At 73.3% G+C, this 23,277-nt stretch carries 26 protein-coding genes and 1 pseudogene; 8 read left to right on the top strand and 19 right to left on the bottom strand.

The window, feature by feature from the left end; genetic code table 11:
* Positions 1-60 precede the first annotated feature (60 nt).
* On the bottom strand, positions 61-198 hold the full coding sequence (locus MXD60_RS30205; protein ID WP_248817747.1) for a hypothetical protein: 138 nt from the start codon (positions 196-198) through the stop codon (positions 61-63).
* A 137-nt stretch (positions 199-335) separates the two neighbouring features.
* Between MXD60_RS30205 and MXD60_RS04875 the strand changes: the two genes are divergently transcribed.
* Complete coding sequence (locus MXD60_RS04875) at positions 336-1,613, top strand: FAD-binding protein (RefSeq protein ID WP_248817748.1); 1,278 nt, start codon at positions 336-338, stop codon at positions 1,611-1,613.
* A 120-nt stretch (positions 1,614-1,733) separates the two neighbouring features.
* Here the strand turns inward: MXD60_RS04875 and MXD60_RS04880 are convergent, their stop codons facing one another.
* Positions 1,734-2,720: an MFS transporter gene (locus tag MXD60_RS04880; RefSeq protein WP_248817749.1), complete on the bottom strand. Its 987-nt coding sequence runs from the start codon at positions 2,718-2,720 to the stop codon at positions 1,734-1,736.
* On the opposite strand from MXD60_RS04880, the gene MXD60_RS04885 reads away from it, so the two are divergent.
* A complete protein-coding gene (locus tag MXD60_RS04885; RefSeq protein ID WP_248817750.1) occupies positions 2,701-3,012 on the top strand; it encodes a type 2 periplasmic-binding domain-containing protein in 312 nt (103 codons plus the stop codon). The genes MXD60_RS04880 and MXD60_RS04885 overlap by 20 nt on opposite strands.
* Here MXD60_RS04885 and MXD60_RS04890 read toward each other — a convergent pair.
* From MXD60_RS04890 to MXD60_RS04910, 5 genes are all read right to left on the bottom strand, one after another.
* Complete coding sequence (locus MXD60_RS04890; protein WP_248817751.1) at positions 2,964-3,635, bottom strand: enoyl-CoA hydratase-related protein; 672 nt, start codon at positions 3,633-3,635, stop codon at positions 2,964-2,966. The genes MXD60_RS04885 and MXD60_RS04890 overlap by 49 nt on opposite strands.
* 34 nt (positions 3,636-3,669) lie before the next feature.
* Positions 3,670-5,301, bottom strand: a complete 1,632-nt coding sequence (locus tag MXD60_RS04895) for an AMP-binding protein (protein ID WP_248817752.1) — start codon at positions 5,299-5,301, stop codon at positions 3,670-3,672.
* Positions 5,302-5,357: 56 nt separating this feature from the next.
* Positions 5,358-5,777 (bottom strand): acyl-CoA thioesterase, encoded by a 420-nt coding sequence (locus tag MXD60_RS04900; protein WP_248817753.1) that lies wholly within the window; start codon positions 5,775-5,777, stop codon positions 5,358-5,360.
* Between the two features lie 94 nt (positions 5,778-5,871).
* Entirely contained in the window at positions 5,872-6,849 is a 978-nt protein-coding gene (locus MXD60_RS04905; RefSeq protein ID WP_248817754.1) for a ferritin family protein, read from the bottom strand.
* On the bottom strand, positions 6,846-7,175 hold the full coding sequence (locus tag MXD60_RS04910) for a hypothetical protein (protein WP_248817755.1): 330 nt from the start codon (positions 7,173-7,175) through the stop codon (positions 6,846-6,848). The genes MXD60_RS04905 and MXD60_RS04910 overlap by 4 nt, the downstream gene beginning before the upstream one ends.
* Before the next feature lie 348 nt (positions 7,176-7,523).
* On the opposite strand from MXD60_RS04910, the gene MXD60_RS04915 reads away from it, so the two are divergent.
* Positions 7,524-7,697 carry a hypothetical protein gene (locus MXD60_RS04915; protein ID WP_248817756.1) on the top strand — a complete coding sequence of 58 codons (174 nt, stop codon included), beginning with the start codon at positions 7,524-7,526 and terminating at the stop codon, positions 7,695-7,697.
* On the opposite strand, the gene MXD60_RS04920 is transcribed toward MXD60_RS04915, so the two are convergent.
* From MXD60_RS04920 to MXD60_RS04930, 3 genes are all read right to left on the bottom strand, one after another.
* A complete protein-coding gene (locus tag MXD60_RS04920; RefSeq protein ID WP_248817757.1) occupies positions 7,690-8,013 on the bottom strand; it encodes a branched-chain amino acid transport AzlD family protein in 324 nt (107 codons plus the stop codon). The genes MXD60_RS04915 and MXD60_RS04920 overlap by 8 nt on opposite strands.
* Positions 8,010-8,783, bottom strand: coding sequence for an AzlC family ABC transporter permease (locus MXD60_RS04925; protein ID WP_248817758.1), 774 nt, complete (start codon positions 8,781-8,783; stop codon positions 8,010-8,012). The genes MXD60_RS04920 and MXD60_RS04925 overlap by 4 nt, the downstream gene beginning before the upstream one ends.
* A 155-nt stretch (positions 8,784-8,938) precedes the next feature.
* Positions 8,939-10,225 carry an acetate/propionate family kinase gene (locus MXD60_RS04930; protein ID WP_248817759.1) on the bottom strand — a complete coding sequence of 429 codons (1,287 nt, stop codon included), beginning with the start codon at positions 10,223-10,225 and terminating at the stop codon, positions 8,939-8,941.
* Between the two features lie 248 nt (positions 10,226-10,473).
* Here MXD60_RS04930 and MXD60_RS04935 point away from each other — a divergent pair, with 248 nt between their 5' ends.
* Entirely contained in the window at positions 10,474-11,487 is a 1,014-nt protein-coding gene (locus tag MXD60_RS04935) for an Acg family FMN-binding oxidoreductase (protein ID WP_248817760.1), read from the top strand.
* A 66-nt stretch (positions 11,488-11,553) separates the two neighbouring features.
* On the opposite strand, the gene MXD60_RS04940 is transcribed toward MXD60_RS04935, so the two are convergent.
* The 4 genes from MXD60_RS04940 to MXD60_RS29260 all read right to left on the bottom strand — a co-directional run bounded on the left by MXD60_RS04940 (position 11,554) and on the right by MXD60_RS29260 (position 14,948).
* Positions 11,554-13,059 (bottom strand): sensor histidine kinase, encoded by a 1,506-nt coding sequence (locus MXD60_RS04940; RefSeq protein WP_248817761.1) that lies wholly within the window; start codon positions 13,057-13,059, stop codon positions 11,554-11,556.
* An 11-nt stretch (positions 13,060-13,070) separates the two neighbouring features.
* The gene (locus tag MXD60_RS04945) at positions 13,071-13,760 is read right to left on the bottom strand and encodes a response regulator transcription factor (protein WP_308222371.1); all 690 of its coding nucleotides are present in this window, start codon (positions 13,758-13,760) and stop codon (positions 13,071-13,073) included.
* 11 nt (positions 13,761-13,771) lie between these two features.
* Positions 13,772-14,617, bottom strand: coding sequence for an FAD:protein FMN transferase (locus MXD60_RS04950; protein WP_248817825.1), 846 nt, complete (start codon positions 14,615-14,617; stop codon positions 13,772-13,774).
* A 64-nt stretch (positions 14,618-14,681) separates the two neighbouring features.
* Entirely contained in the window at positions 14,682-14,948 is a 267-nt protein-coding gene (locus MXD60_RS29260) for an FMN-binding protein (RefSeq protein ID WP_248817762.1), read from the bottom strand.
* Here MXD60_RS29260 and MXD60_RS29265 point away from each other — a divergent pair.
* Positions 14,926-15,294 carry a hypothetical protein gene (locus MXD60_RS29265; protein ID WP_248817763.1) on the top strand — a complete coding sequence of 123 codons (369 nt, stop codon included), beginning with the start codon at positions 14,926-14,928 and terminating at the stop codon, positions 15,292-15,294. The two genes, MXD60_RS29260 and MXD60_RS29265, sit on opposite strands and share 23 nt — an antisense overlap.
* Positions 15,295-15,400: 106 nt before the next feature.
* On the opposite strand, the gene MXD60_RS04965 is transcribed toward MXD60_RS29265, so the two are convergent.
* Positions 15,401-16,843: a ferredoxin reductase family protein gene (locus MXD60_RS04965; RefSeq protein WP_518467382.1), complete on the bottom strand. Its 1,443-nt coding sequence runs from the start codon at positions 16,841-16,843 to the stop codon at positions 15,401-15,403.
* Between the two features lie 388 nt (positions 16,844-17,231).
* On the opposite strand from MXD60_RS04965, the gene MXD60_RS28550 reads away from it, so the two are divergent.
* Positions 17,232-17,357 (top strand): hypothetical protein, encoded by a 126-nt coding sequence (locus MXD60_RS28550; RefSeq protein ID WP_283097813.1) that lies wholly within the window; start codon positions 17,232-17,234, stop codon positions 17,355-17,357.
* A 144-nt stretch (positions 17,358-17,501) separates the two neighbouring features.
* Here MXD60_RS28550 and MXD60_RS04970 read toward each other — a convergent pair whose 3' ends face one another.
* The 4 genes and pseudogenes from MXD60_RS04970 to MXD60_RS04975 all read right to left on the bottom strand — a co-directional run bounded on the left by MXD60_RS04970 (position 17,502) and on the right by MXD60_RS04975 (position 20,991).
* Positions 17,502-19,922, bottom strand: coding sequence for a phosphoketolase family protein (locus tag MXD60_RS04970; RefSeq protein ID WP_248817765.1), 2,421 nt, complete (start codon positions 19,920-19,922; stop codon positions 17,502-17,504).
* 103 nt (positions 19,923-20,025) lie between these two features.
* Positions 20,026-20,160 (bottom strand): hypothetical protein, encoded by a 135-nt coding sequence (locus MXD60_RS28555; RefSeq protein WP_283097814.1) that lies wholly within the window; start codon positions 20,158-20,160, stop codon positions 20,026-20,028.
* A 112-nt stretch (positions 20,161-20,272) separates the two neighbouring features.
* Positions 20,273-20,632, bottom strand: a pseudogene (locus MXD60_RS29720) (CBS domain-containing protein); the annotation flags it as partial.
* Positions 20,629-20,991, bottom strand: coding sequence for a hypothetical protein (locus MXD60_RS04975; protein ID WP_248817766.1), 363 nt, complete (start codon positions 20,989-20,991; stop codon positions 20,629-20,631). The pseudogene MXD60_RS29720 and the gene MXD60_RS04975, both read right to left, overlap by 4 nt.
* On the opposite strand from MXD60_RS04975, the gene MXD60_RS04980 reads away from it, so the two are divergent.
* Entirely contained in the window at positions 20,962-21,648 is a 687-nt protein-coding gene (locus tag MXD60_RS04980; RefSeq protein WP_283097815.1) for a PP2C family protein-serine/threonine phosphatase, read from the top strand. The genes MXD60_RS04975 and MXD60_RS04980 overlap by 30 nt on opposite strands.
* A gap of 16 nt (positions 21,649-21,664) precedes the next feature.
* Positions 21,665-23,269: a bifunctional aminoglycoside phosphotransferase/ATP-binding protein gene (locus tag MXD60_RS04985; protein ID WP_248817768.1), complete on the top strand. Its 1,605-nt coding sequence runs from the start codon at positions 21,665-21,667 to the stop codon at positions 23,267-23,269.
* Positions 23,270-23,277: the final 8 nt, after the last annotated feature.

Consider the following 23,277-nt stretch of genomic DNA (forward strand, 5'->3'; position numbering starts at 1 on the left):
GGTCAGACCGGGAGCGCCGTCCTGTCGACGACGGCTGCGAGGCAGAGGCTTACTCATGCTTCATGACTCGCAACGGTTACGGATCGCCGTGACACTGACAACGTCGACGGCACGCCCTAGCAGCCGCTCAAGTCCTTCCTTTAGAGCAAAATAATTGCCGAAATAATCGAATTCAGCACGGTCGGTGTCGAACTCCACGAGGACGTCCACATCGCTGTTGTCGAAGCCCGGCCGGGTAGGTGCGGTGCTGACGGAGCACGAGAAACTCAGGTCCAGCAGTGACGCGCCACGGTCGGACCCCGACGTGGCGGAGCTCTCGGGCTGGAGGAAGCGGCATGCAGGACAGCGACGGTCTGGAAGGAGCCAACTGGGCCGGAAATGTCGTCTTCGGGGCGAGCCAGCGCGTCGCGCCCTCTTCCGTCGAGGAGCTGCAGGAGATCGTGGCGGCCTGCGACCGGGCCCGGCCGGTCGGTACACGGCACTCGTTCAACCCGATCGCGGACACGGTCGGGATGCTGATCTCGACGGCCCGGCTGCCGCCCGTGTTGCGGGTCGACGCTGCCGCGCGTGAGGTGACCGTGAACGCCGGTGTTCGATACGGCGACCTTGCCCGTGAGCTGCAGGCGCGGGGATGGGCGCTGCCGAATCTCGGCTCGCTGCCGCATATCTCCGTCGCTGGTGCTTGCGCGACGGCGACGCACGGCTCCGGTGATCGAAACGGGAATCTGGCCACCTCCGTCGTCTCTCTCGATCTCGTCACCGCGAACGGTGAGGTCGTCACGGTTCAGCGGGGCGTGGACGGTGACTTCGCCGGTCACGTCGTCGCGCTCGGCGCATTGGGCGTGGTCGTGGCGGTGACGCTCGCCATCGTGCCGACCTTCCAGGTCCGTCAGTACGTCTACCAGGGCTTGACGCGCGCCGCACTGCTGGACCGGCTCGACGAGATCTTCGCCGCGGCCTACAGCGTCAGCGTCTTCACGACCTGGCGCGCCGAGTCCTCCCGGCTGTGGGTCAAACAACGGGTCGAGGAAGCCGGCGAGACCGCTGCGGCGCCCGTGGAAGTCCTCGGCGTCCGGGCACTCGACCGGCCGGACCATCCGGTGCCCGGATTCGACCCGGTGCACACGACACAGCAGCTTGGCGTCCCAGGACCGTGGCATGAACGGCTGCCGCATTTTCGGATGGGCTTCACTCCCAGCAGCGGGAACGAGCTGCAGTCGGAGTACTTCGTCTCCCGGGCTGACGCCGCCGCGGCAATCGAGAGCATCTTCCGCATCGGCGACCGGATTCGGCCGGCCCTGCAGGTCAGTGAGCTGCGCACGATCGCCGCCGACGATCTGTGGCTCAGCCCCGCCTACGGCCGCGACGCCGTCAGCCTGCATTTCACCTGGCGGCCGGACGAGGCCGCCGTCGCCCGTGCCGTGGCGGCGGTGGAACGCCAGCTCGCCCCGTTCCAGCCGCGTCCGCACTGGGGGAAGGTGTTCGCGCTGCCGGCGGAGAGCATCCGCGCGAGCTACCCGCGGGTCGCCGACTTCCTCGCGCTGGCCGACCGCGGCGACCCGACCGGCGTCTTCCGTAACCCCTTCCTCGCGGCCACGGTGGGCCTGGACTGACCGACTGTGCACGTGAGGCCGGCCGATCGGGCTGGGGTCGCGGCGCTTGGATGGTCGCTCTGTACGGGCAGAACGGGCGCGGAACCGTACAGAGGGACCATCGCCAGCCGCGCGGACCGGTCAGCCGCGGCGGGCGACGACGGCGTCCCAGCCGACCAGGGCGAGGGCGGCGAGGCCGAAGGCGGCGCCGGTGAGGCTGACCGCGGTCCAGCCGCCGGCACTGTAGGCGGTGGTGACGGCCAGCGAGCCGGCGAGGCCGCAGGTGAAGTAGGTGGCCATGTAGGCGGCGGTGGTGACCTGGCCGGCGCGGCCCTGGTCGGCGGCCCGCCCGGCGAGGGAGGCTGCGAGCACGCCCATCAGGCCGAGCAGCCCGAACAGGCCGATGACACCGGTCGAGTAGTCGTACGGCGCGTCGGAGAGCAGGAACGACAGCGGCGTCCACAGGACGCTGAAGGCGCCGAACGACGCGGCGCCGTACAGCGCCCGGCGCCGCAGCAGCGGCTCCTCGCGCAGCAGCTTCGGCACCGACGCGACCGCCTCCCGGTAGCTCGGCCTCCCGGCCCCGGCCCCGGCGCGGGGTTCGGCAGGCAGGCATAGCGCCAGGACCGCGCACAGCAGGAGCTGCACGGCGCCGGCGACCCAGTACGGGGTGCGCCAGCTGCCGAGGTCGGCGAGCCAGCCGGCGACGGTACGGGCCAGCAGGATGCCCAGCAGCAGGCCGCTCATCACGGTGCCGACGACCCGGCCGCGTTCGGCGTCGGCGGCGAGCGACGCGGCGAAGGCGACGCCGATCTGCGCGGTGACGCTCAGCGCGCCGACGGCGACACCGGCGATCATCAGCTGGGTGGCCGACGTGGCGCCGGCGAGCAGGAACAGCGCGAGGGCCTGGGCGGCGACCAGGGCGGGGATGAGCCGGCGGCGGGCGACGAGGTCGCCGACCGGGACGAGCAGGATCAGCGCGGCCAGGTAGCCGGCCTGGGTGACGGTGACGAGCAGACCGGCGGTGCCCGTGGACAGGCCGAGCGCGTCGCGGACCTCGTCGAGCAGCGACTGGGCGTAGTACATCGCCGCCACGCTCAGCCCGGTCGTGACCGCGAGCAGGAACACGAGCGACTGGCTGATTCCCGCTGCGGGCCGGTCCGCCGCGGAGCTCGTCGCGTACGGCCTGGGCGTGGCGATGGTGCCACCGAGCCTCGACACCCGCGGCATTGCCGGGCTGTGCCTGGTTCCGCTGGCCGTGCCCGCGCCGACGTTCCCGACGGCGATCGTCACCGCCGACGGTGCCACCCCCGCCGCCGCGCGGATCCTGCGCGACACCGTGCTCACCGCCCAGCCCGCCAGGGCCGCGGTTCAGACGACCGCGGAGGGGGCGCGCAGCGCGGCGAGGGTCTCCGCGTAGAGGGTCTCCTTGATCTGCGCGCGGGTCGGTTTCGCCTTCGCGGCCAGCGGCCGGGCCAGCTCCATGGCGGCGGCGAGCAGCCCGTCGGCGTCCGCGACCCCGTCGACGATGCCGGCGGCGAACGCGGCCTCGCCGCCGTAGCGGTGGCCGGTCGTCATCGCCTGGTGCGCGGCGGCGGGGGTCAGCCGCGAGCGGATCAGCGCGGACATGCCCGGGGTGAACGGCAGGTCGATGTCGACCTCGGGCAGGCAGAGGTAGCCGCGGTCGCGGCGCATCAGGCGCACGTCGTGGGCCAGCGCCCACATCGCGCCGGCGGCGAAGGCATGACCGTTGATGGCCGCCACGGTGATCACCGGTGAGGCGAGCGTGCGCGCGAACAGATGGTGCACCCGGTCGAGGTAGGTGTCCATCCGCTCGGTGTGGCCGACGAGCCAGTCGAGGTGCAGGCCGTTCGACCAGTACTTTCCGCTGCCGGCGGTGACCATCGCCCGCGGGCCGTCCGCGGACTCGACCTTGTCGAGGGCCGCTTCGATCGAGTCCAGCCAGAACGGGTGGAACCGGTTCTCGTCATCGGCGTCGAGATGCAGGATCCACACCTCGCCGTCGCGGGTCAGGCTCGGCATCCGAGGACCTTACCGAACCCGCGAACGGGTCCCGTCAGGGTGAGGACGGCGCGCCGAATGTGTAGCCCCGCAGGTCACCACGGGTGAACGCGGTCGCGATCGCCCGGCGGCGCAGTTTGCCACTGCTGGTGCGGGCAAGCTGGCCGGCGCGCAGGAAATGGACGTCGGACTCGGCGACGGTGACACCGATCGCGCGGGTCAGCATGGCGAGGATCTGCGCGCGGCTGCCGGCGATGTCTCCGCGGGCGGCGCGGTCCGCCTCTGCCAGCACGATGATGCGCCCGTCGGGCGGGTCGAGCTGGATCACCGCGGTGCGGCCCTCGCGGACGAACGGCAGCCGTTCGACGGCCTGCTCGAAGTCGGCGGCGAACAGGCTCTGCCCGTTCACCTTGATCCGGTCGCCGTCACGGCCGACGACGAACAGCTCGCCGTCGTCGAGAAAGCCGATGTCACCGGTGCGGTAGAAGCCGTCGTCGCCGCGCAGCGGACGTGCGTCGTCGAGGTACCCGGCGGCGAGGCTGCCGCCGGCGAGTTCGATCTCGCCCAGCTCCCCCGGGCCGCGCAGCCGCCCGTCCTCGCCGCGCAGGCGAACGGTGAACTCCCCCAGCGGCGCCCCGACCGAGATCGCGGGCACCCCCGACGGGGCGGACGCCACCCGCACGGGGGTGTCCCGCGGGCGGCTGGCGACGAGCAGCACCGCCTCGGCCATCCCGTAGCAGGGCATCCAGACGGTGTCACACAGGCCGGCGGGCGCGAGCAGCGCGGTGAACTCCGCCAGGTTCGTGATGTTGATCGGCTCGCTGCCCAGGTACACGGAGCGCAGCGGGGACAGGTCGAGCGCGGCGAGTTCGTCGGCGTCGAGGTCACGCAGCATCCGCAGCGAGTAGTCGACGGCGAAGTTCGGGATCACCGAATGGCTGATCCGCTCCCGGGACAGGTGCTCCCACCAGCCGTGCGCGTCGAACAGGAACGACACCGGCTCGGCGAGCAGCAGGTCGTTGCCACGTGCCAGGCAGGTCAGCAGCCCACCGACCAGGCCCATGTCGTGGTAGAGCGGCAGCCAGCTGCTCCCCCGGTCGTCCGCGCCACGCCCGTCGGTCCGCAGGATCATCGCCAGGTTGGCACGCAGCGCGCCGTGGCGGATCGGCACGCCCTTCGGGAACGACGTCGACCCGGAGGAGAACTGCACGAACGCCATCTCATCGTCCGCCGGCGTGCGCAACCGCGCGCCGGGCCGGCGCCACCCGGCGGGCGGCGGCGCCACCGACCGGACGCCCGCCGGCAGGTCGACCACGGCGAGGCTCGGCGTGGCCAGCAGGTGGCGCGCGTCGAAGCCGGCCGCGACGCGGGCCAGGAAATCCTGGTACTCCTCGCGCGCGGCGTTCATCAGGTACGGCCGGACCGACAGCGGCACCGCGCCGATCTCCAGCAGGGCGAGGAACGCGGTGATCGTCTCGATCGACGTCTCGAACGGGAACAGCACCCGCGTGCCCGGGCCTATCCCGTCGGCGCGCAGCGCGTCGGCGGCGCCGGCGACCCGCTCGGGGAACTCCCGGTAGGCGACGAACTCCGGCGGGTCGGTGAACTTCTCGTACAGGTACAGCCCGCGCGCCCCCGGCGGGGGGCCGCCGGGGGCGTCGTGGTGGCGCTGGATGAGTTCGAGCATCCCGTTCCCTCCGCTCTCTGCGCTGCTCTTGCCCGCTCGGCTCTGCCCCTGTCCGCTCAGCGCGCGGGGGCGGCCGCGAGGTAGTCCTGCAGGGTCACGATCCGGCGGCGCTCCGACTCGACGAACGCCACGGTGATGACCGCTTCCACGGCCGGGCGGGGGGCGGCCGGGACGAGGACGCGCTGGCGGAACCGGACCAGGTAGTTCATCCCCTCCGGGTCGAACGCGGTGGGATCCGGCTCCGCCATCACGGTGACGACCTCGACCGTGCCGCGCGGGACCTCCACGCGGTAGTCGATCTCGGCCCGGGCGACGACGGCGATGACCCCGCCGCCGGAGACGATGCCCGCCCGGTCGAGCCAGTCCGCGCGTCCCGCCTCCAGGTACTCCATCGCGACGGCGTTGTTGACGTGCCCGAGCGCGTCGATGTCGTTCGGGCGGACCAGCAGGGACAGCCGGGTCTCCTCGGCGAACACGTCAGGCTCCCGTCAGCGCGGTCGGTCTCGATCGGTCGGTGGTGCCGGCACGGAGGCTGCTCAGGAACGGAGGTCGGTCAGGAACGGAGGCCGGTCAGGCGCCGACGAGGTCCATCCAGGTGTCCTCGACCTCGGCCGCGGTCCGCACCGTGAGGCCGGTGATCTTCTGGAGCGCGCCGCAGACGAGCTGTTCCTTGCGGCCTGATGCCTCGGGCTGGAACGCCGCGGCGCTGTCGGCGGTGTCGAGGCGGTCCCACCAGTTCACGTGGGTGTCGCGGGACTCGACCCGCTCGCGGGCGCTGCCGCCCAGCTCACCGTCCTCGCGCAGGAACAGGTGGGCCACGGCGAACGCGTCCTTGGCCTGGTACTCCCCGCTGTCGACGAGGGCCTTCGCGAAGGACAGGAAGTAGTTGCGGTGCTGGATCTCGTCGGCCGCGACCTGGGCGAACAGGGCGCGCAGGCCCGGGTCGGTCGCCGCCGCCCGGCACTGGCCGTAGTTGACCGCGGCGGTGATCTCCGAGATCGCGAGGAGCACCAGCGTGCGCAGCATGCCGTCGTCGGGGAACACCTGGCGGAACTCGAGGAAGGTCTCGTCCGGGATCGCCTCCATCCCCGTCAGCGCGGCGAGCCGGTTGAACGCCGTCTCGTGATGCGCCTCCTCCTCGTTCCAGTACCGGCTCCACGTGCCGCAGGCCTGCATGATCGCCGCCACCGTGGGGTTGCTCCGCTGCCAGCGACCACACTCGGCGTCGGCCTGGCGCTCGAGGCGGTCGGCGCCCGGCTTGGTGGTCAGCTCGGCGCGGCCGGCGTTCCAGACCATGGCGCGTTCCAGCGGGGTGAGCCGGGCGACGTCGATGCCGTCGAGCATCTCCACGACGCTCCAGCGGCGTGCCTCGTGCAGCCGCTGCTGCTCCCAGGTGATCTCGACGAGAGACATCCCGCGCCTGGTCAGGGCGTCATGCAGCTCGGCGAGGACCACCGGAGGATGATCCGTCCCGGCGCTGTCCGGCGCCGCGGCGGTGGGCCCGGTCGCGGCCAGGGCCGCGGTGGGCTCAGCAGCCAGCGTCGTCATACCGCCATCTCCGCCACCGAGGGCCGGGCGCTCGGAGCGGCCGTGCCCGCCTCGCGGTCGTACTCCGCGAGAAAGGTCGCGAGCACTCCCGACATCGGGGTGTCCAATGGCAGCGCGGGCAGCCGAACTCGCACTCCGTAATCTTTCCGCACCGCGTTCGACGTACGGGCGAACGTCTCCATCAAATCAATACTGTTCGTCATCCGCGGACTACGGTTGACCGCCTCGGCGAGGGTGACGCCGTTACTGAAAAGCTCCTCCTCGGTGAGGCCCGCGTACTCGGCGAACGTGCTGCGGATGTACGTCTCGATCGCGCGCGTCTCCATATCGGCGAATCGTACAAGACCCGCCCGGGACACGACCCGCGGGGCAGGTCCGCCGTTTCCGCGCCAAACACAATCCGACCGCACCGTCAAGCATGAGTCCGCAGGCTGTCAAACCGACCCTTTTACCACCCGCAAAGACGTTGGCGCCGACCGGGGTGAACAATGCGGCACCCACACTGCGGTCCAGCCGGCAATGTGACTGAAGCCATGTTCCTCGGGCAGAGGGCCGGGCTCTCTGGTCGCAGCGCAGGACGATCGTGCCGAACTGCTCGCCGGCGAAGGCCCTGCGGATACCCGGCGTCGCCTGGCCGATGTGCTCGGTTCCCCTTCCGCGACGGCTACGCCTGGGTGACGGCCCCGAACGTGATCGGCATGAGCCAGCACGCCGACGCCCTGCGCGCCAACCCCCGGATGGGCCGCCCCCTGGTCGGCCTCGCCCGCCTGTCCGACCGTGCCGACGTCATCGCCGCAAACACCGCCGCGGCGCCACCCCGCCCTGACCAGACGAGGCGCGTCAGGTAACGCCGCATGCACGCAGCGCCGCCGTGGTGCCCGCGGCGGCCAGGACCACTGCGGCGAACGGTGCTCGCCGCCACGCCAGCAGGCCGCCGACGACCACGCCGACGAGCCGGGCCGGACCGGCGAAACCGTGGTCGACGATCAGCGTGCTCGTCGCCGCGACCGCGGCCAGCAGGACGACGGTGGCGCGCCCGGTGAGGCGCTCGACCTGCTCGGGCAGCGTCACCCGGGCGCGCAGCAACGGCCCGGCGACGCGGCAGGCGTAGGTGCCGACGGCCAGCACCGCGATGGCCACCAGGAGCGTCGAGGTCCCGGTCATCGCTCGTCCACCGGACCGGGGACGGCCCCGTCCGTCCCGCGGACGGCCTGACGGGGTCCTGGCTCGGCGGCGCCGCGCGGACGGACGGTGCGGCCGGCGAGCAGTCCGGCCAGGGCGAGGACCACGGGTAACCCAGCGGGCAGCACCGGTGCGGCCACCGCCGCGAGCGCGGCGCCGGCGAGGGCGGCCCGGCGGGTCGGCGAGTCCCGCAGCGCGGGCATGATCAGCGCGAGCAGCACGGCCGGGAACGCGGCGTCCAGGCCGAAGGCGTCGGTGTCCGGCACCGCCGCGCCGGCGAACGCACCGGCGAGTACGCCGACGTTCCACGCCACGAACAGGCTGAGCCCACAGGCCCAGAACGCGGCGCGGGCGCGCCCCTCGTCCCGGCGGGCCAGCGCGAACACCACCGACTCGTCGACGAGAAGGTGACTGCCGACCAGGCGGCGCGGCCAACCCGGGCCGAGCGCGTCGCCGATCGCGAACCCGTAGGGCAGGTGCCGGGTGTTCACCAGCAGGCACGCCAGCACCGCCGGCACCACGCCCCCACCCCCGGTGAGCAGCGCGACCAGCAGGAACTGCGACGCCCCGGAGAACACCACCACCGACAGCAGCACCGGCGCCCACACCGGGAGCCCGGCGCCCACCGCGATCGCCCCGAACGAGCCGCCGACCAGCGCGTACGCCCCGCAGATCAGCGCCACGTCCCGCGCCAGCCCACGATCGAGATCGTGACGCGGACGTACGGCAACCTGCCTGGACAGAGCGCGCATCCGCGCCAAGGCTCCCATACGGCCCAGCTTGGAAAGCCGCGCACGCCCCGTCAATCCCCCGCCACCCACCGCGAAGGCGTCTGCGGCCGGCCCTCACAGGCCAGCGGTCAGCGGGTCAGCGGGTCAGCAGGTCAGCGGGTCAGCGGGTCAGCGGGTCAGCCGGCGAGTGCCGCGCGCACCCCACGGGCGATCTCCAGGTCCTCGCGGGCTTCGACGACGAACATCCGCACCGGCGCGTCCGGCGCGCCGATCTCGCTGTCGCCGCCGTCGTGCGCGGCGTTGCGCGCCGGGTCCAGCCGCAGGCCGAGGAATTCGAGCCCCGCCGCCGCGCCGGCGCGGATCCGCGGCGCCGCCTCGCCGATCCCGCCGGTGAACACCAGCGCGTCGAGGCCGCCGAGCGCGGCGACCATCGCGGCGACGAGCGCGCGCAGCCGGTGCAGGTACACCGCCAGAGCGAGGCGGGCGGACGGCGCTGCGTCGTCGGCGGCGGCGAGCACGTCGCGCATGTCGGCGCTGCCCGCGAGGCCGAGCAGGCCCGAGTGGTGTTCCAGACCGTCGGCGAGCTCGTCGGCGGACAGGCCCGCCTCGCGCAGCAGCCACAGCAGCGCGCCCGGGTCGACGCCGCCGGAGCGGGTGCCCATCACAAGGCCGTCCAGCGGGGTGAACCCCATCGTCGTGTCCCGACATATCCCATCGGCCACCGCGGCCAGGGACGCTCCGGACCCCAGATGGCAGGTCACGACCCGCGGCCAGCGCGGCCTGCCCGGCCCGCCCGCCGGGTCCGGCGCGTCCAGCCCGCCCGAGTGTCCAGGCGGCGCAGCCTGGCGCGACGGCGCGGATGAACCCGCCGGGTCAGCCAGGCCCAGCAGGTCACCGGCCCGTCGGGCGGCGTAGGCGTGGGACAGGCCGTGGAAGCCGTAGCGGCGGATTCCGTGCGACTCCCGCCAGGATGGCGGGATCGCGTAGGTCGCTGCCGCCGGCGACAGGGTGGCGTGGAACGCGGTGTCGAAGCAGGCCACCTGAGGGATGTCCGGTGCCGCCGCACGGACCGCGGCGACCAGGTCCAGCGCCGCCGGCAGGTGCTGCGGCGCCAGGCTGGTCCGCGCCCGCAGCTCCGCCTCGACGGATTCGTCGAGGCGCACCGGGGCGCGCAGCCGGGGGCCGCCGTGGACGAACCGGTGCCCGATCGCGGCCACTGCCCCGAACTCCGCGACCTCGTCAACCACGGCCGCGAGGCCGTCGGCTCCCGCGTCGTGGATCTCCCCGCGGCTGGCGGACCACAGCGTCTCGTCTTCCGGTCCGAGCAGCCGCATCTTCAGGCTGGACGATCCGGCGTTGAGGACCAGGATGTTTGCCGCGTTCCGGGTGCCGGCGCCGCCAACGGGGCCGGCGCCCTCGGCGGGCGGGCCGGGCGCGGTCCAGGCGGTGCTCGGTTCCGGCATCACTCTTCTCCGCGGGCACACGTCTCGGCTACGGGGGCTGTAAGTACCCCAGTGTGACCGGCACCGTCGGTGCCGGAAGGGGCCGAACCACCCCGGCCGGGCGGGCCGATCGGCCCCCGGACAGACAGCGTACGGACGGAGGATCGGACCCCGGCCAGCGGGAACACTAATCGTGTCCGAAGGTACGACGAACAGTGGCGGGCCGGCCGGTACGACGGTCACCGCCGGGCGGCGACGGGAGCGGAGCCATGGCCACATCCACCACGACACTGTCCATCGAACAGGCCAGGACGGCGGTGGAGGCCGCGATCCTCGCGCCGTCGATCCACAACAGCCAGCCGTGGCGCTGGCGACTGCACGGGGACACCCTTGACCTGCGTGCCGACCTCGGCCGGGCGGTCCCGGTGGTCGACCCGCACCGTCGGCAGATGGTGATGAGCTGCGGCGCCGCGCTGTTCAACGCCTGGCTGGCGCTGCGCGCCGCCGGCCTTGAGGTGCAGGTCGACGAGTTTCCCGACGGCACCGACCTGGCCATCGGACGGCTGGCGGCACTGCGCGTCGTCGGCCAGTGCCCACCTGCTCAGGGCGATACGGCCCTCGTGGACGCGATCAGCCGCCGCCACACCGACCGGCGACCGTTCGACCGCACCGAACTGCCCGACGAGGTTGTCCGCGGTCTGCGCCGGGCGGCGGAGAGCGAAGGCTGCTGGCTCGTGTCGGTGGTCCGCCCGGGGACCCGGGTGGAGCTGTCGGTGCTGCTCGCGCACGCCGACTGGATCGAGACGCACGACCCGGACTACCGCGCGGAACTGTTGGCCTGGAGCCGCACCGACCCCAACGCCCTGGACGGCGTGCCGCGCAGCGCCGTGGTCGGTGGCGCCGAGCCCCGCCAGTCCGAGTTCCCGCTGCGCGATTTCGACATCATTGGCGAGGCCGGTCAGCGGCTGCGTGACCCGGAGGTCGAGCGTCCTGGCGTGCTCGTCCTCGGCACGGACAGCGACAGCCCGGACGAATGGCTGCACGCCGGCCGTGCCCTGGGCCGACTGCTGCTCGTCGCCACCGCCGCGGGCCTGGCCGCCTCGCCGCTGGGCCAGGCGATCGACGTCGACGCGACCCGCAATCTCCTGCGCGAGGCGGCCGGCGGCAGCGGCGAGGCCCAGATGATCCTGCGCGTCGGCTATCCGGACCCGGCAGCGCCGGCGCTGCCCCAGACCCCACGCCGCCCGGCCCACGATGTCCTCGAGGTCGCCCACGACGCCTAGCGGCAGCCAGGATGGCCAGCGGCAGCCACGACGCCGATCAGCAGCCCTGGCGCGCGGGGCGCCCGGCTACCCGGCCGGTGTCGCCGGGCGGTCGGCGGCGGGCGGCCGTGCCGGACCGGCGGGCAGCACCAGGCGGAACGTGGCTCCGCCGCCCGGCGTCGGCCGGTACTCGACCCGTCCGCCGTGCGCCTGGGCAACGGCCCGCGCGATGGACAGGCCGAGGCCGCTTCCGCCGGCGTCACGGGAGCGGCCAGGGTCGGCCCGGTAGAACCGTTCGAACAGGTGCGGCACGTCGCCCGGCGCGACGCCGGGCCCCCGGTCGATGACGGACACCACGAACTCCCCCTCACCACCGGAGGGGCTGCCGGCGCCGCTCGCCGCGGTCTCGACGACGACCGTGATCGACGTGGCGGCCGGGGTGTGCACGACGGCGTTGCGCACCAGGTTGCCGACGGCCTCCTGGAGGCGACCGGCATCGCCGGACACCTCCAGGATCGGCGGCGGGTGTGCCTCGATCGTCCGGCCGGGCCAGGTCACGAGGGTGTCGGCGACGACATCACGCACCACCGCGGCGAGGTCGACCGGCTGGCGGTCCAGTACCGGGCCCTGGTCGAGCCGGGCGAGCTGCAGCATGTCGTCGACCAGCCCACTCATCCGCGCCGACTCCTCCTCGATGCGGCGCATGACCATGGCCAGGTCCGCGGGACGGCTGGCCGCCCCGCGGTGGAACATCTCGGCGTAGCCGCGGATGGAGGTCAGCGGGGTGCGCAGTTCGTGACTGGCGTCGCCGACGAACTGGCGCAGGCGGCCCTCGGAGCGTTCCTGGGCCTGGAAGGCCGCCTCGATCCGGGTCAGCATCGCGTTGAAGGCGTAGCCGAGGCGGCCCACCTCGGTGCGCCGGTCGACGTTGTCGACACGGCGGGTGAGGTCGCCGCGGGCGATCTGGTCGGCGGTCAGCTCGATGCGGGTCAGCGGGCGCAGCCCGAACCGGATCAGCACGTACGTCAGCGCGGCCAGGACGGCCATACCCACCGCGCTGGCCACGATCTCGATCCGCCGCACGCTGCGCAGGGTGTTGTCGACCTGGGTGTACGGCACGGCGACGACGAGGACCCGGCCGTCGGTGAAGCGTTCCCCGAGCAGTCGGAAGCGGCCGCTGTGGTTGTCCGCCGGCACCGTTTCCAGGGCGACCGTCGCGAGCTTCGGGTGGACCGGGGCGGTGGCGAGTACCTGCGGGGTCACCTCGGGGCGCCGGCCCGGCGCCGCCCGGCCGTCGTCGCCGAGGCCGGGGCTGGTCTCCGCGAGCCGGTGCCCGCCGGCGTCGTACAGCGCGCCGTAGGTGCCCACCAGGTAGACGCTGCCGAAGCGCTGGTCGGCGTCGTCCCGGTCGTGATCCCGGGAGCCGGGGTGCACCAGAGCCTGCTCGACGAGCGGATGGGCCTCGCGCACCTGCTGGTCGAGCCGGCCGCACAGGTAGTTGCTCACCGCCGCCTGGATCCCGACGGCGACCAGGGACAGGCCGACGGCGACGAGGGCGACCACGGCCAGCAGCAGCCGCAGCCGCAGCGACACCGCCGGGCGTCTCACCGCGGAACGCGCAGGACGTAGCCGACCCCACGCACGGTGTGGATGAGCGCGGGCGACGTCGTGTCGATCTTGCGACGCAGGTAGCTGATGTAGCTCTCGAGCACCCGGCCGTCGCCGCCGAAGTCGTGGCCCCACACGTGGTCGAGAAGCTGGCCGCGGGTCAGCACCGCGCGGGCGTTCACCAGCAGGTAGTGCAGCAGCCGGTACTCGGTCGCGGTCAGCTCGACCGGCTGCCCACCCCGGCGCACCTCCCGGCTCAGCGGGTCGAGTTCGAGGTCGGCGAGGCGCAGCGGTGGGGTGTCCTGCCCGGCCATGCCCGCGCGGCGCAGGATCGCCCAGATCCGGGCGACGAACTCGCTGACCGCGAACGGCTTGGTGAGGTAGTCGTCGCCGCCGAGGGTGAGCCCGCGGACCTTCTCCTCGGTGGAGTCGCGGGCGGTGAGGAACAGCGTCGGCACGGTGTGCCCGGCGCGGCGCAGCCGCTCGCACACCGTGAACCCGTCGATGTCGGGCAGCATGACATCGAGGACGAGCAGGTCCGGATGGGTCAGCGCGGTCTGGGTCAGCGCCGCCTGGCCGGTGTGCACGGCGGTGACCTTGAAGCCCTCGTAGCGCAGCGCCATGCCCACCAGGTCGGTGATCGCGTCCTCGTCGTCCACGACGAGGACGCGCAGGTCTCGGTCCACCGGGTCAAGTCTCACCCACGGCCGCGGGCGGCCGCCGGCACGGGTGCGGCGCCGGCGGCGGCGACCGCACCGGGGAACCCCGCCGAGCAGGTGACCCGGCCCGCCGCGTCGACGACGAGCCACGCCCAGCCCGCCGCGGCGAGATCGGCGAGCAGCGGCGGGGCCGCCGGGCCGGCCGCGAGGGCAGCGGTGGCGAAGGCGTCCGCGAGGGTCAGGTCCGCGCCGACCACGGTGACCGACGCGAGGTCGGTGGCCGGCCGGCCGGTGGACGGGTCGACGATGTGCGCGCCGCGCTCGGCGAGTCCCGAGGTGGCCACGGCGAGGTCGGTACCCTCGACGACCGCGACGAGGCAGCCCGGGTGATGCGGGTCGGCGATCCCGATCCGCCAGTTCCCGGCGGGCGCCGCCGCCGCCGTCCCCGGGGCCGCGGGCGGGTCGGTGGCCGTCACCGCGGCGGCGGTCGCGGTCGCCTGGCCGCGCACGCGCAGGTCACCGGCGGCGTTGACGCAGTGGCTGATGGCGCCGGCCGCCGTGAGTAGCCGCGACGCCGCGTCGGCCGCCCAGCCCTTGACCAGCCCGGTGGGGTCCAGGGTGCCGTCGCCGCGCCAGGCCGGGTCGAACCGGCCGGCGGTGCGGACCCGACAGGCCTCGGCGATCCGGTAGACCCCCTGGACGTGCGCCGGGACGTCGGCGAGGGCGCATTCGCCGCGGCGCAGCCGGGAGACCCACGAGTCGGCGCGGAAGGTACTGAAGTCGGCGTCGGCACGGTGCAGGACGTCGACCGCCGCCGCGATCGCGGCGTCGAGACGCTCCGGCGGCAGGGGGGTGCGGATGTCGATGCTGACGACGGTGCCCATCACGGGTTCGGCGTGGACCGCCCCGGGACGCCGGGCCGCGTCGGCCAGGGTGTCCTCCACCACGTCAGACACCGGCCTTGTCCAGGGCCGACTGCACCGACCACGCGTAGCCGTAGGTGGTGTAGGAAGCACCCGAGATGTTGTCGATCTTCGCGCTCTGGGCGGTGAGGACCTCCTGCCGCAGCAGCGGCACGGCCTGGTCGTTGATCTCCCGGTCGCGGCGTTCCCGATCGGGCACCTGCACCGTCACGACGTCGACGATCTTCTTCCCGGTCAGGACGACCTTGACCTGGACCGCGCCGTAACGCGTGTCGATCGCGTCCCCGGTCACCGTGCGGGTGGTGCTCGTCCCGGACGTGGACGGACTGGCCGACGGCGTCGCGGCGGGGCTGGGCGTGGCGGCCGACGTGTCAGCCGGGGAAGTGCCGGTCGAGGGCGTCGTGGGACTGGCCGTGGCCGTCGCTGTCCCACTCGACCCGGCTGCCGACGCGGTGGCGGTGGAGCCGGTGGCAGCCGGGGCGGCGAGCGCCACCGGGCGCTGCCCGGCGCCGGTCGCGGCCTTCGCGCCGACAGTGAGCGCGACGGCGCTCAGCAGGGCGGCGAACCCGACCCGCGCCCGGTACGGTCTCCCGGCGTTCTCGTTCATCACGATCCCGCCGCGAATCTTCCGGCCGTGAGGCCGGAGCGGAACCGGCTCCCCATACTAGAACGCATGTGCGAATCCTTTCGGTGGAGCAGGAGCATCTGGAAGTGGGAATCCCTCTCGTTCACGAGAGGGGGACGTCAACGCAGGGCGAACTCCTCGGTGTGGATGCGGTGCCGGGGCACACCGAGCGCGCGCAGCGAGCGGGCGGCGGCGATGGTCATCCCGGGCGGCCCGCAGACGAACACGTCGCGGTCCGCCGCGTCGGGCACCGCGGCGCCCAGGTGGGTGGCGTCGAGCGGGTCGAAGCCGAGCTCGCCCCGCGAGCCGGTCAGGGTGCGCAGCCGCAGCAGGCCGGCGTCGGCGACCTCCCGGAACTCGCCGTGCAGCGCGAGGTCGTCCGGGTGGCTGGCCCGGTGCACGACGACGACGTCGTCGCCGCGGCGGACCAGGTCCTCGGCGAGCGCCCGGATCGGGGCGATCCCGCTGCCGCCGCCGATGAGCAGCGCCCGCCCGCGGCGCGCGCCGGCGGCGGTGAAGTGCCCGAACGGCCCCTCCGCCAGGGCGGGCGTGCCCGGGCGCAGGTCCGCCAGCGCCCGGGAGTGGTCGCCGGCCGCCTTGACCGTGATCCGCAGCATGGTCGGTTCCGGCGGTGCGGACAGCGAGTACGCATGCGCGCTGACGAGGTGCCCGGGGGCGGCGAAACGCCACAGCAGGAACTGCCCGGACCGGGCGCCGAGCCGATCCAGGCGATGGCCGCGGATCCACACCGACACGACGTCCGGCGCCTCGACGACCACCCTGTCCACCCGCATCCGGTGACGAAGCACTCGGGCCGCCGGGAGCACCAGGCGCCAGCCGACGAGGGCGGCGGCGACCGCGACGTACAGCGCTGTCCACAGCGCGCTGGTGACGGGATGCCCGACGAACTCCGCGCCGGCCGCCCTCTGGTGGAAGAACGTCAGGAACACGGCGAGGTAGGTCGCCAGATGCACGGCGTACCAGACCTCGTAGGACAGCCGGGTGCGGGCGAGCCGGCCACTGGTGACGCCGACGGCGACGAACAGCAGCGCGCCGACCGTCGCCTTCCACATGTCCGGGTAGCTGGTGATGACGGTGACCAGCTCCGCGAGGGGCTGATGGTGATCGGCCAGGCCGTAGCCCCAGACCGTCAGCACGACGTGCACGGCGATCAGCAGGATGACGTTGGTCCCGAGGCCGCGGTGCCAGGCCGCGAGCCGGTCGAAGCCGACCGCGCGCTCCAGCGCCGGGATCCGGGCCATCAGCGTGAGCTCGACGAGCACCAGGTACGCCGCGAGCAGGCCGGCGACCCGGCCGGCGGCCGTGAGCGCCCCGGCGCCGCCGTGGACGCTGGACGCGCTGGTGTCGGACCACCACACGACGAGAATGGCGACGGCGCCGGCGGCCAATACCAGCCGCACGGCGAGTTCGGGTCCCCGCTTCAGGAGCGCCTCCAGCTCACCCCGGGCCGGGGCGGCGGGCGGGCCCTGGGCGGGTCCACGGGTCGGGTTGGCGGGGCGCGGGACCGCCGCATGCCGTCCGCCCTCGGAGTACCGCGTCATGGTCATGGCGGCAACGATGACCGGGAAACCTGGGAGTTCCCTGTGAAGAACCTCAGAGATCGCCGGGACTTCGCCGCCGCCAGGACAGATGTGGCCCGGCCGACACTTTCCGGACGACGGCGCTCATGGTACACGACGATCTTTCAACCCCGACCGAATTGTTCCTCCAGCACACACCCGGAAACCGACGTTCTTTTCTCGCGCACCCGGGACGGGGATACGGGTATTCTCGGGATACCGGCGGATGGAGGATGTTGTGAAAGATGCTGCGAAAGATGCTGCGAAGGATGTTGTGAAGGATGCTGCGACGGACCCGAGGAATGCCAGCGGACGGTCACCGCGGGTTCCCGCGCACCGGCCGGTGGCGGTCGTTCACCGGAGCGGGGCGGTGAACGTCGGCGCATACGAGCTCGGCGGCCACCGGGTGTGGGCGGCGACGGACGAGGTTGGCGTGGTCGCGCTCGCCGGCAGCCAGGCGGAACTCGAACATCTCCTCACGCTGGACCAGCAGTAGGACAGGTCGCCCGGGTCCGGGGCGTCGCGCCTAAGGGGCTCGGTGTCCGGTTCGTCCGTGCGGAGGAGCCGGCGACGTTGCCGGCCGGTCGCTCTGGAGGGGTCGGCGGCAGACTTGTCCCCCCCCCCAGAGTGACCGGGTGCTTTACTCCGCGTCCCCGCCGGTCCAGACCCAGTCGCGGATCTCGGGCAGGTCCTCCAGGTACTCGCGCACGTAGGCGTGGTGGCGGGCCAGCTGCGACTCGCAGTAGGTGACGAGCCGGTCGGTGCCGGGCCGGGTGGTGCGGGCGAACTCCACCGCCAGGCGGGCCAGATGATAACGGCTGACGTTGTTGCGCACAACCATGTCGAACGGCGTGGTGGTCGTTCCCTGTTCCATGAATCCACGCACATGGAAACGCTGCGGATTCCGTCGTCCGTGCAACAGCTGGTGCACCGCCCGGCTGTATCCGTGGAAACCGACGACAACATCCGTCGAGTCCGTGAACAACGCACGGAACATCGGGGTGGAAAATCCGTGCGGATGCAGGTCCGAACGGAGCAGCGCCATCAGGTCGATAATGTTCACGACCCGGACGGCGAGGCTCGGCACGAACTGGCGCAGCAGCTCGGCGGCGGCCAGGATCTCCATCGTGGGCACGTCCCCGATGCCGGCGAGCACGACGTCGGGTTCGCGGCCGTCCTGGGATTCGGTGCCCGCCCAGTCCCATACCGAGCCGCCGCGGGCGGCGTGCTCGGCCGCCTCGTCCGCCGTCAGGTAGTGCAGATGCGGCTGCTTGTCGGCGACGAGCAGGTTCACGTGGTCGCGGCTGCGCAGGCAGTGGTCGGCGACGCTGAGCAGGCTGTTGGCGTCCGGCGGCAGCCAGACCCGCACGACCTGCCCGGACAGGGACACGGCGGTGTCGATGAGCCCCGGCCCCTGGTGGGAGAAGCCGTTGTGGTCGTTGCGCCAGCAGGTGCTGGTCAGCAGCACGTTGAGGCTCGGCACGGGCGCCCGCCAGTCCAGCCGCGCGCTCTCCTGGAGCCACTTGGCGTGCTGAATCAGCATCGACGCCGAGACCATCGCGAACGCCTCGTAGGTCGCGAACAGCCCGTGTCGGCCGGTGAGCGTGTACGCCTCCAGCCAGCCCTCGCACAGGTGCTCGGAGAGCACCTCCATGACCCGCCCGGACGGGGAGACCTTCTCGTCACGCGGGTCGATCGGCGCGATCAGGCACCGGTCGGTGACCTCCAGGATCGCGCCGAGCCGGTTGCTGGTCAGCTCGTCGGGGCTGAAGACCCGGAACGTCGTCGGGTTCGCCCGGTAGACGTCGCGCAGCAGCTCCCCGAGCGGGCGGGTCGTCTCGTACGGGTCGGCGCCGCGGCGCGCCGGGTTGATGGCGAGCGCGTACGCCCGCCAGTCGGGCAGCTCCAGCGCCACGGTGCGCAGCCCGCCGTTGGCGTAGCTGGTCGCGCCGAGCCGCCGGTCACCGCGCGGGGCGAGGGCGGCGAGTTCGGCGACGAGGCTCCCGGCCTCGTCGAACAGCTCCTCGGGCCGGTAGGACCGCAGCCACCCGTCGAGCTGGGCGAGGTGGGCGGGGTTGTCCCGCACCCCGGACAGCGGCACCTGATGGGCGCGGAACGTGCCCTCCATCCGCACGCCGTCGACCTCGCGCGGACCGGTCCAGCCCTTCGGGGTGCGCAGCACGATCGCCGGCCAGCGGGGTGTCTCGCACACGGTCGCACCGGGGGCGCGGGCCTCGGCCTGGATCCGCCGGATCGACTGGTACGCCGTGGCCAGCGCCGCGGCGAAGGCGCGGTGCACGGTCGGCACGTCGTCGCCCTCAACCCACAGGACCTCGTAGCCGTGGCCGCCGAGCAGGGTGCTGACCTGCTCGCGGGAGCGCCGGCCGAGCACCGTCGGGTTCGCGATCTTGTACTGGTTGAGGTTGAGGATGGGCAGCACCGCGCCGTCATGCACCGGGTTGAGGAAGCTGATGCCCTTCCAGCTGCCCTCCAGCGGCCCGGTCTCGGCCTCGCCGTCGCCGACGACGGCGGCCACCAGCAGGTCGGGGTGATCGAAGGCGGCGCCGAAGGCGTGCGCCAGCGCGTAGCCGAGTTCGCCGCCCTCGTGGATGGACCCCGGGGTCGGCGCGCTGACATGACTCGGGATCCCGCCCGGCGTGGAGAACTGGGTGACCAGCCGGACGAGGCCGGCGGTGTCCGCGCTGACCTGCGGATAGATCTCCGAATAGGTGCCCTCGAGGTACGTGTTCGCGACGAGGGCCGGCCCGCCGTGACCAGGCCCCGCGACGTAGAGGACCTCCTGGTCCGTCAGCGCGACGAGCCGGTTCAGGTGGGCGTAGACCAGGTTGAGCGCGGGTGAGGTTCCCCAGTGGCCGAGCAGCCGGGGCTTGATGTGCTCGGCTGCCAGCGGTTCGCGCAGCAGCGGATTCGCGCGCAGGTAGATCTGGGCGACGGTCAGGTAGTTCGCGGCGTTCCAGTAGGCGATCAGCTGGTCAAGCGCTGACCCCTCCAGCTCGGCCAGCGGGTTCTCCCGCGCGGCGAGCGTGGTGTGTGCGGTCATGGGTCCCCTCGTCATGTGTCACGCCGACGTGTCGATGTTTCCGTGGGGGTGGGCCCCGGGGCGTCGCGTCGACGTCTCCGGCGACGCGTGCCCGCGCCCGCGCCTACCGCGCCAACGCGGTCGTGCGTACCGCGAGGACCCCGGGAATGGCCCGGATCAGCGCGAGGAGCAGATCGGGGACGGCGGCGGGCCCGGACAGGACGACCTCGCCATCGGTCACCTCGACCGTCGGAGTCACGTTGGCGTACCAGTCGACGAGGACCTGCCGGACGTCGGCGGCGATGTCGCTGTCGGGGGGGGGGGGGCCCCCCCCACCCGGGGCCGGGGGGCCCCCCCGGCCCGACGAGCCGGTTGCGGTCGTCGAGGATCGGCACCCGGGTGAGCTGCGCGGACAGCATGATCCGCGCCACGTCGGCCAGGTCGGCGTCGGCGCGGGCGGCGACCACCGGGGCCGACATGACCTCCCCCACCGTCCGCGGCGCGTCCGGCGCGGGGGCAAGGTCCCGGCGGGCGTGCGGGCGCGGGTCCGGGGCCGAGCCGACCCGGACCAGATCCGCCTCGGTGATCATTCCCACCAGTGCGCCGTCGGCGTCCACCACGGGCAGCCCCCGGATGTCCCGCTGCGTCAGCAGTGCCGCCGCATCCCGGAGCGAGACATCCGTAGCCACGACGCACACGTTCCTCGTCATCACGGCATCTGCCCGCATCATGATCCCCCTTCATCCTTCTCGCTGCCCGTTCCCGACCCGCGCGGCGCGGCGACGAACGTACCCTCCGGGTTACCCAGGGGCAGTCCCGCACCGTCGTGCACCGCGGCGCCGAGTTCCCGCAGCCTGCGTGCGCCGGCCCGCAGATGGTGGGCGCACAGGAAGATCTCCTGCTCCGGCCCGGTGCCGCCCAGCCGCAGACCGACCCGCGCGACCGGCTGGGCCGGGCAGCAGCAGGCCCGCACAGCCGCCTCGATCGGCGGCGCGCAGGCGACCTGCGCCTGCGCGGCGGCTTCCCGCGGGCCGGGCTCGTCCTGGGGACGGGATTCGGAATGGACGCGCCAGGCGCCGAGGCGGCTCATGGGAACAACACTGATCCTCCGCACTGGGCGGAACGACGGCCGGAGGTCCCCCTCCGTACCGACGAACGGCCCTGCCCGCCGCGACGATCGGCGCCGTACCGGGACCTCGGCGAACGGCAGTCTGTCCGGCCACGCCGGTCGGGCCCGGAGCAGCTGCGCCAGGCGCTGCTGCGCGGGCTGGAACCCGCCCACGTGCTCCGCGAGGCCCTGGGCGAGGTCGCCGCGCTCAGTGACATGAACGAGATGTTCGCGACCGCGTTCGTCGCCGTCGTGGATCCGGGCAGCGGCCAGCTTCGGTACGCGAGCGCCGGGCATCCCGCTCCCGTGCTGATCCCGGGATCAGGCGACCCGGACGGCGCCGCCCGCACCCTGCCCGTCAGCGGGCCCGTGCTGTGCGATCTGTTCGCGGGCCGGCGCCTGTGGTCGACCCGGTCGGTCACCCTCGGCCCGGGCGACCGGCTCCGCGTCCACCCCCGACGGCATCACCGAGGCCCGCGACGAGCACGGCCGGCAGTTCGGGACAGGTCCGACGCGCGAGGAATACCGCACCCCGAGGCGAAGCACAACGGGACGAAGGTCCTGTCGCCGGGAATCGTTGGGCGCCCGCGGCCCAGCCGGCGGTGGACTGTTCCGACTGAGCCTGCCGGGGAAAACTGAACACATGATCACACCCATGGCCACGGGAGCCGCACCGTCGCGCCAGGACGGGGCCCAGTCCGCGGGAGCGAGCCCCGCAGCCCCGGGCCGGGCCGCGCTGGTGGAAACCCATACCGCGGTCCTGGTCTTCCTCGGCGACCGCGTGTACAAGGTCAAGAAGCCGGTCGACCTGGGTTTCCTGGACTTCCGGACGGTCGAGGCCCGCCGTGGGGCGTGCGAGGCGGAAGTGGCGCTCAACCGGCGGCTCGCACCAGACGTCTACCTGGGCACCGCCGACGTGATCGGGCCCGACGGGCGCTGCTGCGACCACATGGTGGTGATGCGCCGCCTGCCGGCCGAGCGCCGGCTGGCAGCGCTGGTCGCCGCGGGTGGCGAGGTGGCCGGGCCGGTGCGGGACACCGCGCGGCTGATCGCGTCGTTCCACTCCCGGTGCGGCACCTCCGAGGAGATCACCGTGCTGGGCGGGGTGGCGGCGCAGCGCCGGCTGTGGGCCGACAGCCTCGCCGCCGTGGCACCGTACGTGGGGGACGTGCTGCCGGCGCAGACCGTGGCCGAGATCGAACTTCTGGCCCGGCGCTACCTCGACGGCCGCGACGCGCTGCTGCGGGACCGCCAGCGGTCGGGCCTGGTCCGGGACGGCCATGGCGACCTGCTCGCCGACGACGTCTTCTGCCTCGACGATGGCCCGCGGGTCCTCGACTGCCTGGAGTTCGACCCGCGGCTGCGGGCCGGCGACGTGCTCGCCGACGTCGCGTTCCTGGCCATGGACCTGCAGCGACTGGGGCGCGTGGACCTCGCCGAGCATTTCATGTCCTCCTACCGCGAGTTCTCCGGTGAGCACCATCCCCGGTCGCTGGAGGACTTCTACGTCGCCTACCGGGCGCTCGTCCGGTGCAAGGTGGCCTGCGTCCGCGTCGGGCAGGGCGACGCCGCCTCCGCCGCCACGGCCCGGGCGCTGGCCGCCCTGGCCCTGGCCAGGCTCCGGCGGGGCCGGGTGCGACTGGTCCTCGTGGGCGGCCTGCCGGCGGCGGGGAAGTCGACCCTGGCCGCGGGCCTCGCCGACGCCGAGGGCTGGACGGTGCTGCGGTCCGACGTGATCCGCAAGGAGCTCACGGGTCTGGCCGCGCGGACCCCGGCGGTGGCCGAGCCCGGCCAGGGCATCTATCGCCCCGAGACGACCGGGGCAGTCTACGATGAGATGATCCGCCGGGCGGGGATCGCCCTCGAGCGAGGCGAGTCGGTGGTTCTGGATGCCTCCTGGGCACGCCGGGAGCATCGGCATCACGCGGCCCGGTGCGCCGCCGCGGCCGCCGCCGACCTGATCGAACTACGGTGCGCGGTGTCACCCGAGGTCGCGCGCGCGCGGATCACCGCCCGGCTCGCGGCACGCCTGGATGCCGTGGGGTCCGTGGACGCGCCGGGGACCAGGGCAACCGGTACGCCGACGGTCACCGACGGGACCGCGGGCCCGCTCGGCGCGGACGACGGTGTCTCCGATGCCACCATCGCGGTTCTCGAGGACCTGACCCACCGGACCGACCCGTGGCCGGACGCTACGACGATCTTCACCCTCGGACCGTTGGCCCAGGCGCTGCACGCCGCCCGCCGAGCCACTTCCTGAGCGGTACG

The organism is Frankia sp. AgB32, assembly GCF_023243045.1.
Lineage (GTDB): Bacteria > Actinomycetota > Actinomycetes > Frankiales > Frankiaceae > Frankia.

What these genes read in the sequence shown, in the direction of transcription:
- MXD60_RS04875 (WP_248817748.1), top strand. Translation starts at nt 336, where the DNA reads ATGCAGGACAGCGACGGTCTGGAAGGAGCCAACTGGGCCGGAAATGTC.
- MXD60_RS04890 (WP_248817751.1), bottom strand. Translation starts at nt 3,635, where the DNA reads ATGCCGAGCCTGACCCGCGACGGCGAGGTGTGGATCCTGCATCTCGAC.
- MXD60_RS04895 (WP_248817752.1), bottom strand. Translation starts at nt 5,301, where the DNA reads ATGCTCGAACTCATCCAGCGCCACCACGACGCCCCCGGCGGCCCCCCG.
- MXD60_RS04905 (WP_248817754.1), bottom strand. Translation starts at nt 6,849, where the DNA reads ATGACGACGCTGGCTGCTGAGCCCACCGCGGCCCTGGCCGCGACCGGG.
- MXD60_RS04910 (WP_248817755.1), bottom strand. Translation starts at nt 7,175, where the DNA reads ATGGAGACGCGCGCGATCGAGACGTACATCCGCAGCACGTTCGCCGAG.
- MXD60_RS04920 (WP_248817757.1), bottom strand. Translation starts at nt 8,013, where the DNA reads ATGACCGGGACCTCGACGCTCCTGGTGGCCATCGCGGTGCTGGCCGTC.
- MXD60_RS04925 (WP_248817758.1), bottom strand. Translation starts at nt 8,783, where the DNA reads ATGCGCGCTCTGTCCAGGCAGGTTGCCGTACGTCCGCGTCACGATCTC.
- MXD60_RS04930 (WP_248817759.1), bottom strand. Translation starts at nt 10,225, where the DNA reads ATGCCGGAACCGAGCACCGCCTGGACCGCGCCCGGCCCGCCCGCCGAG.
- MXD60_RS04935 (WP_248817760.1), top strand. Translation starts at nt 10,474, where the DNA reads ATGGCCACATCCACCACGACACTGTCCATCGAACAGGCCAGGACGGCG.
- MXD60_RS04950 (WP_248817825.1), bottom strand. Translation starts at nt 14,617, where the DNA reads ATGGGCACCGTCGTCAGCATCGACATCCGCACCCCCCTGCCGCCGGAG.
- MXD60_RS04965 (WP_518467382.1), bottom strand. Translation starts at nt 16,843, where the DNA reads ATGACGCGGTACTCCGAGGGCGGACGGCATGCGGCGGTCCCGCGCCCC.
- MXD60_RS04970 (WP_248817765.1), bottom strand. Translation starts at nt 19,922, where the DNA reads ATGACCGCACACACCACGCTCGCCGCGCGGGAGAACCCGCTGGCCGAG.
- MXD60_RS04980 (WP_283097815.1), top strand. Translation starts at nt 20,962, where the DNA reads ATGGACGCGCCAGGCGCCGAGGCGGCTCATGGGAACAACACTGATCCT.
- MXD60_RS04975 (WP_248817766.1), bottom strand. Translation starts at nt 20,991, where the DNA reads ATGAGCCGCCTCGGCGCCTGGCGCGTCCATTCCGAATCCCGTCCCCAG.
- MXD60_RS04985 (WP_248817768.1), top strand. Translation starts at nt 21,665, where the DNA reads ATGGCCACGGGAGCCGCACCGTCGCGCCAGGACGGGGCCCAGTCCGCG.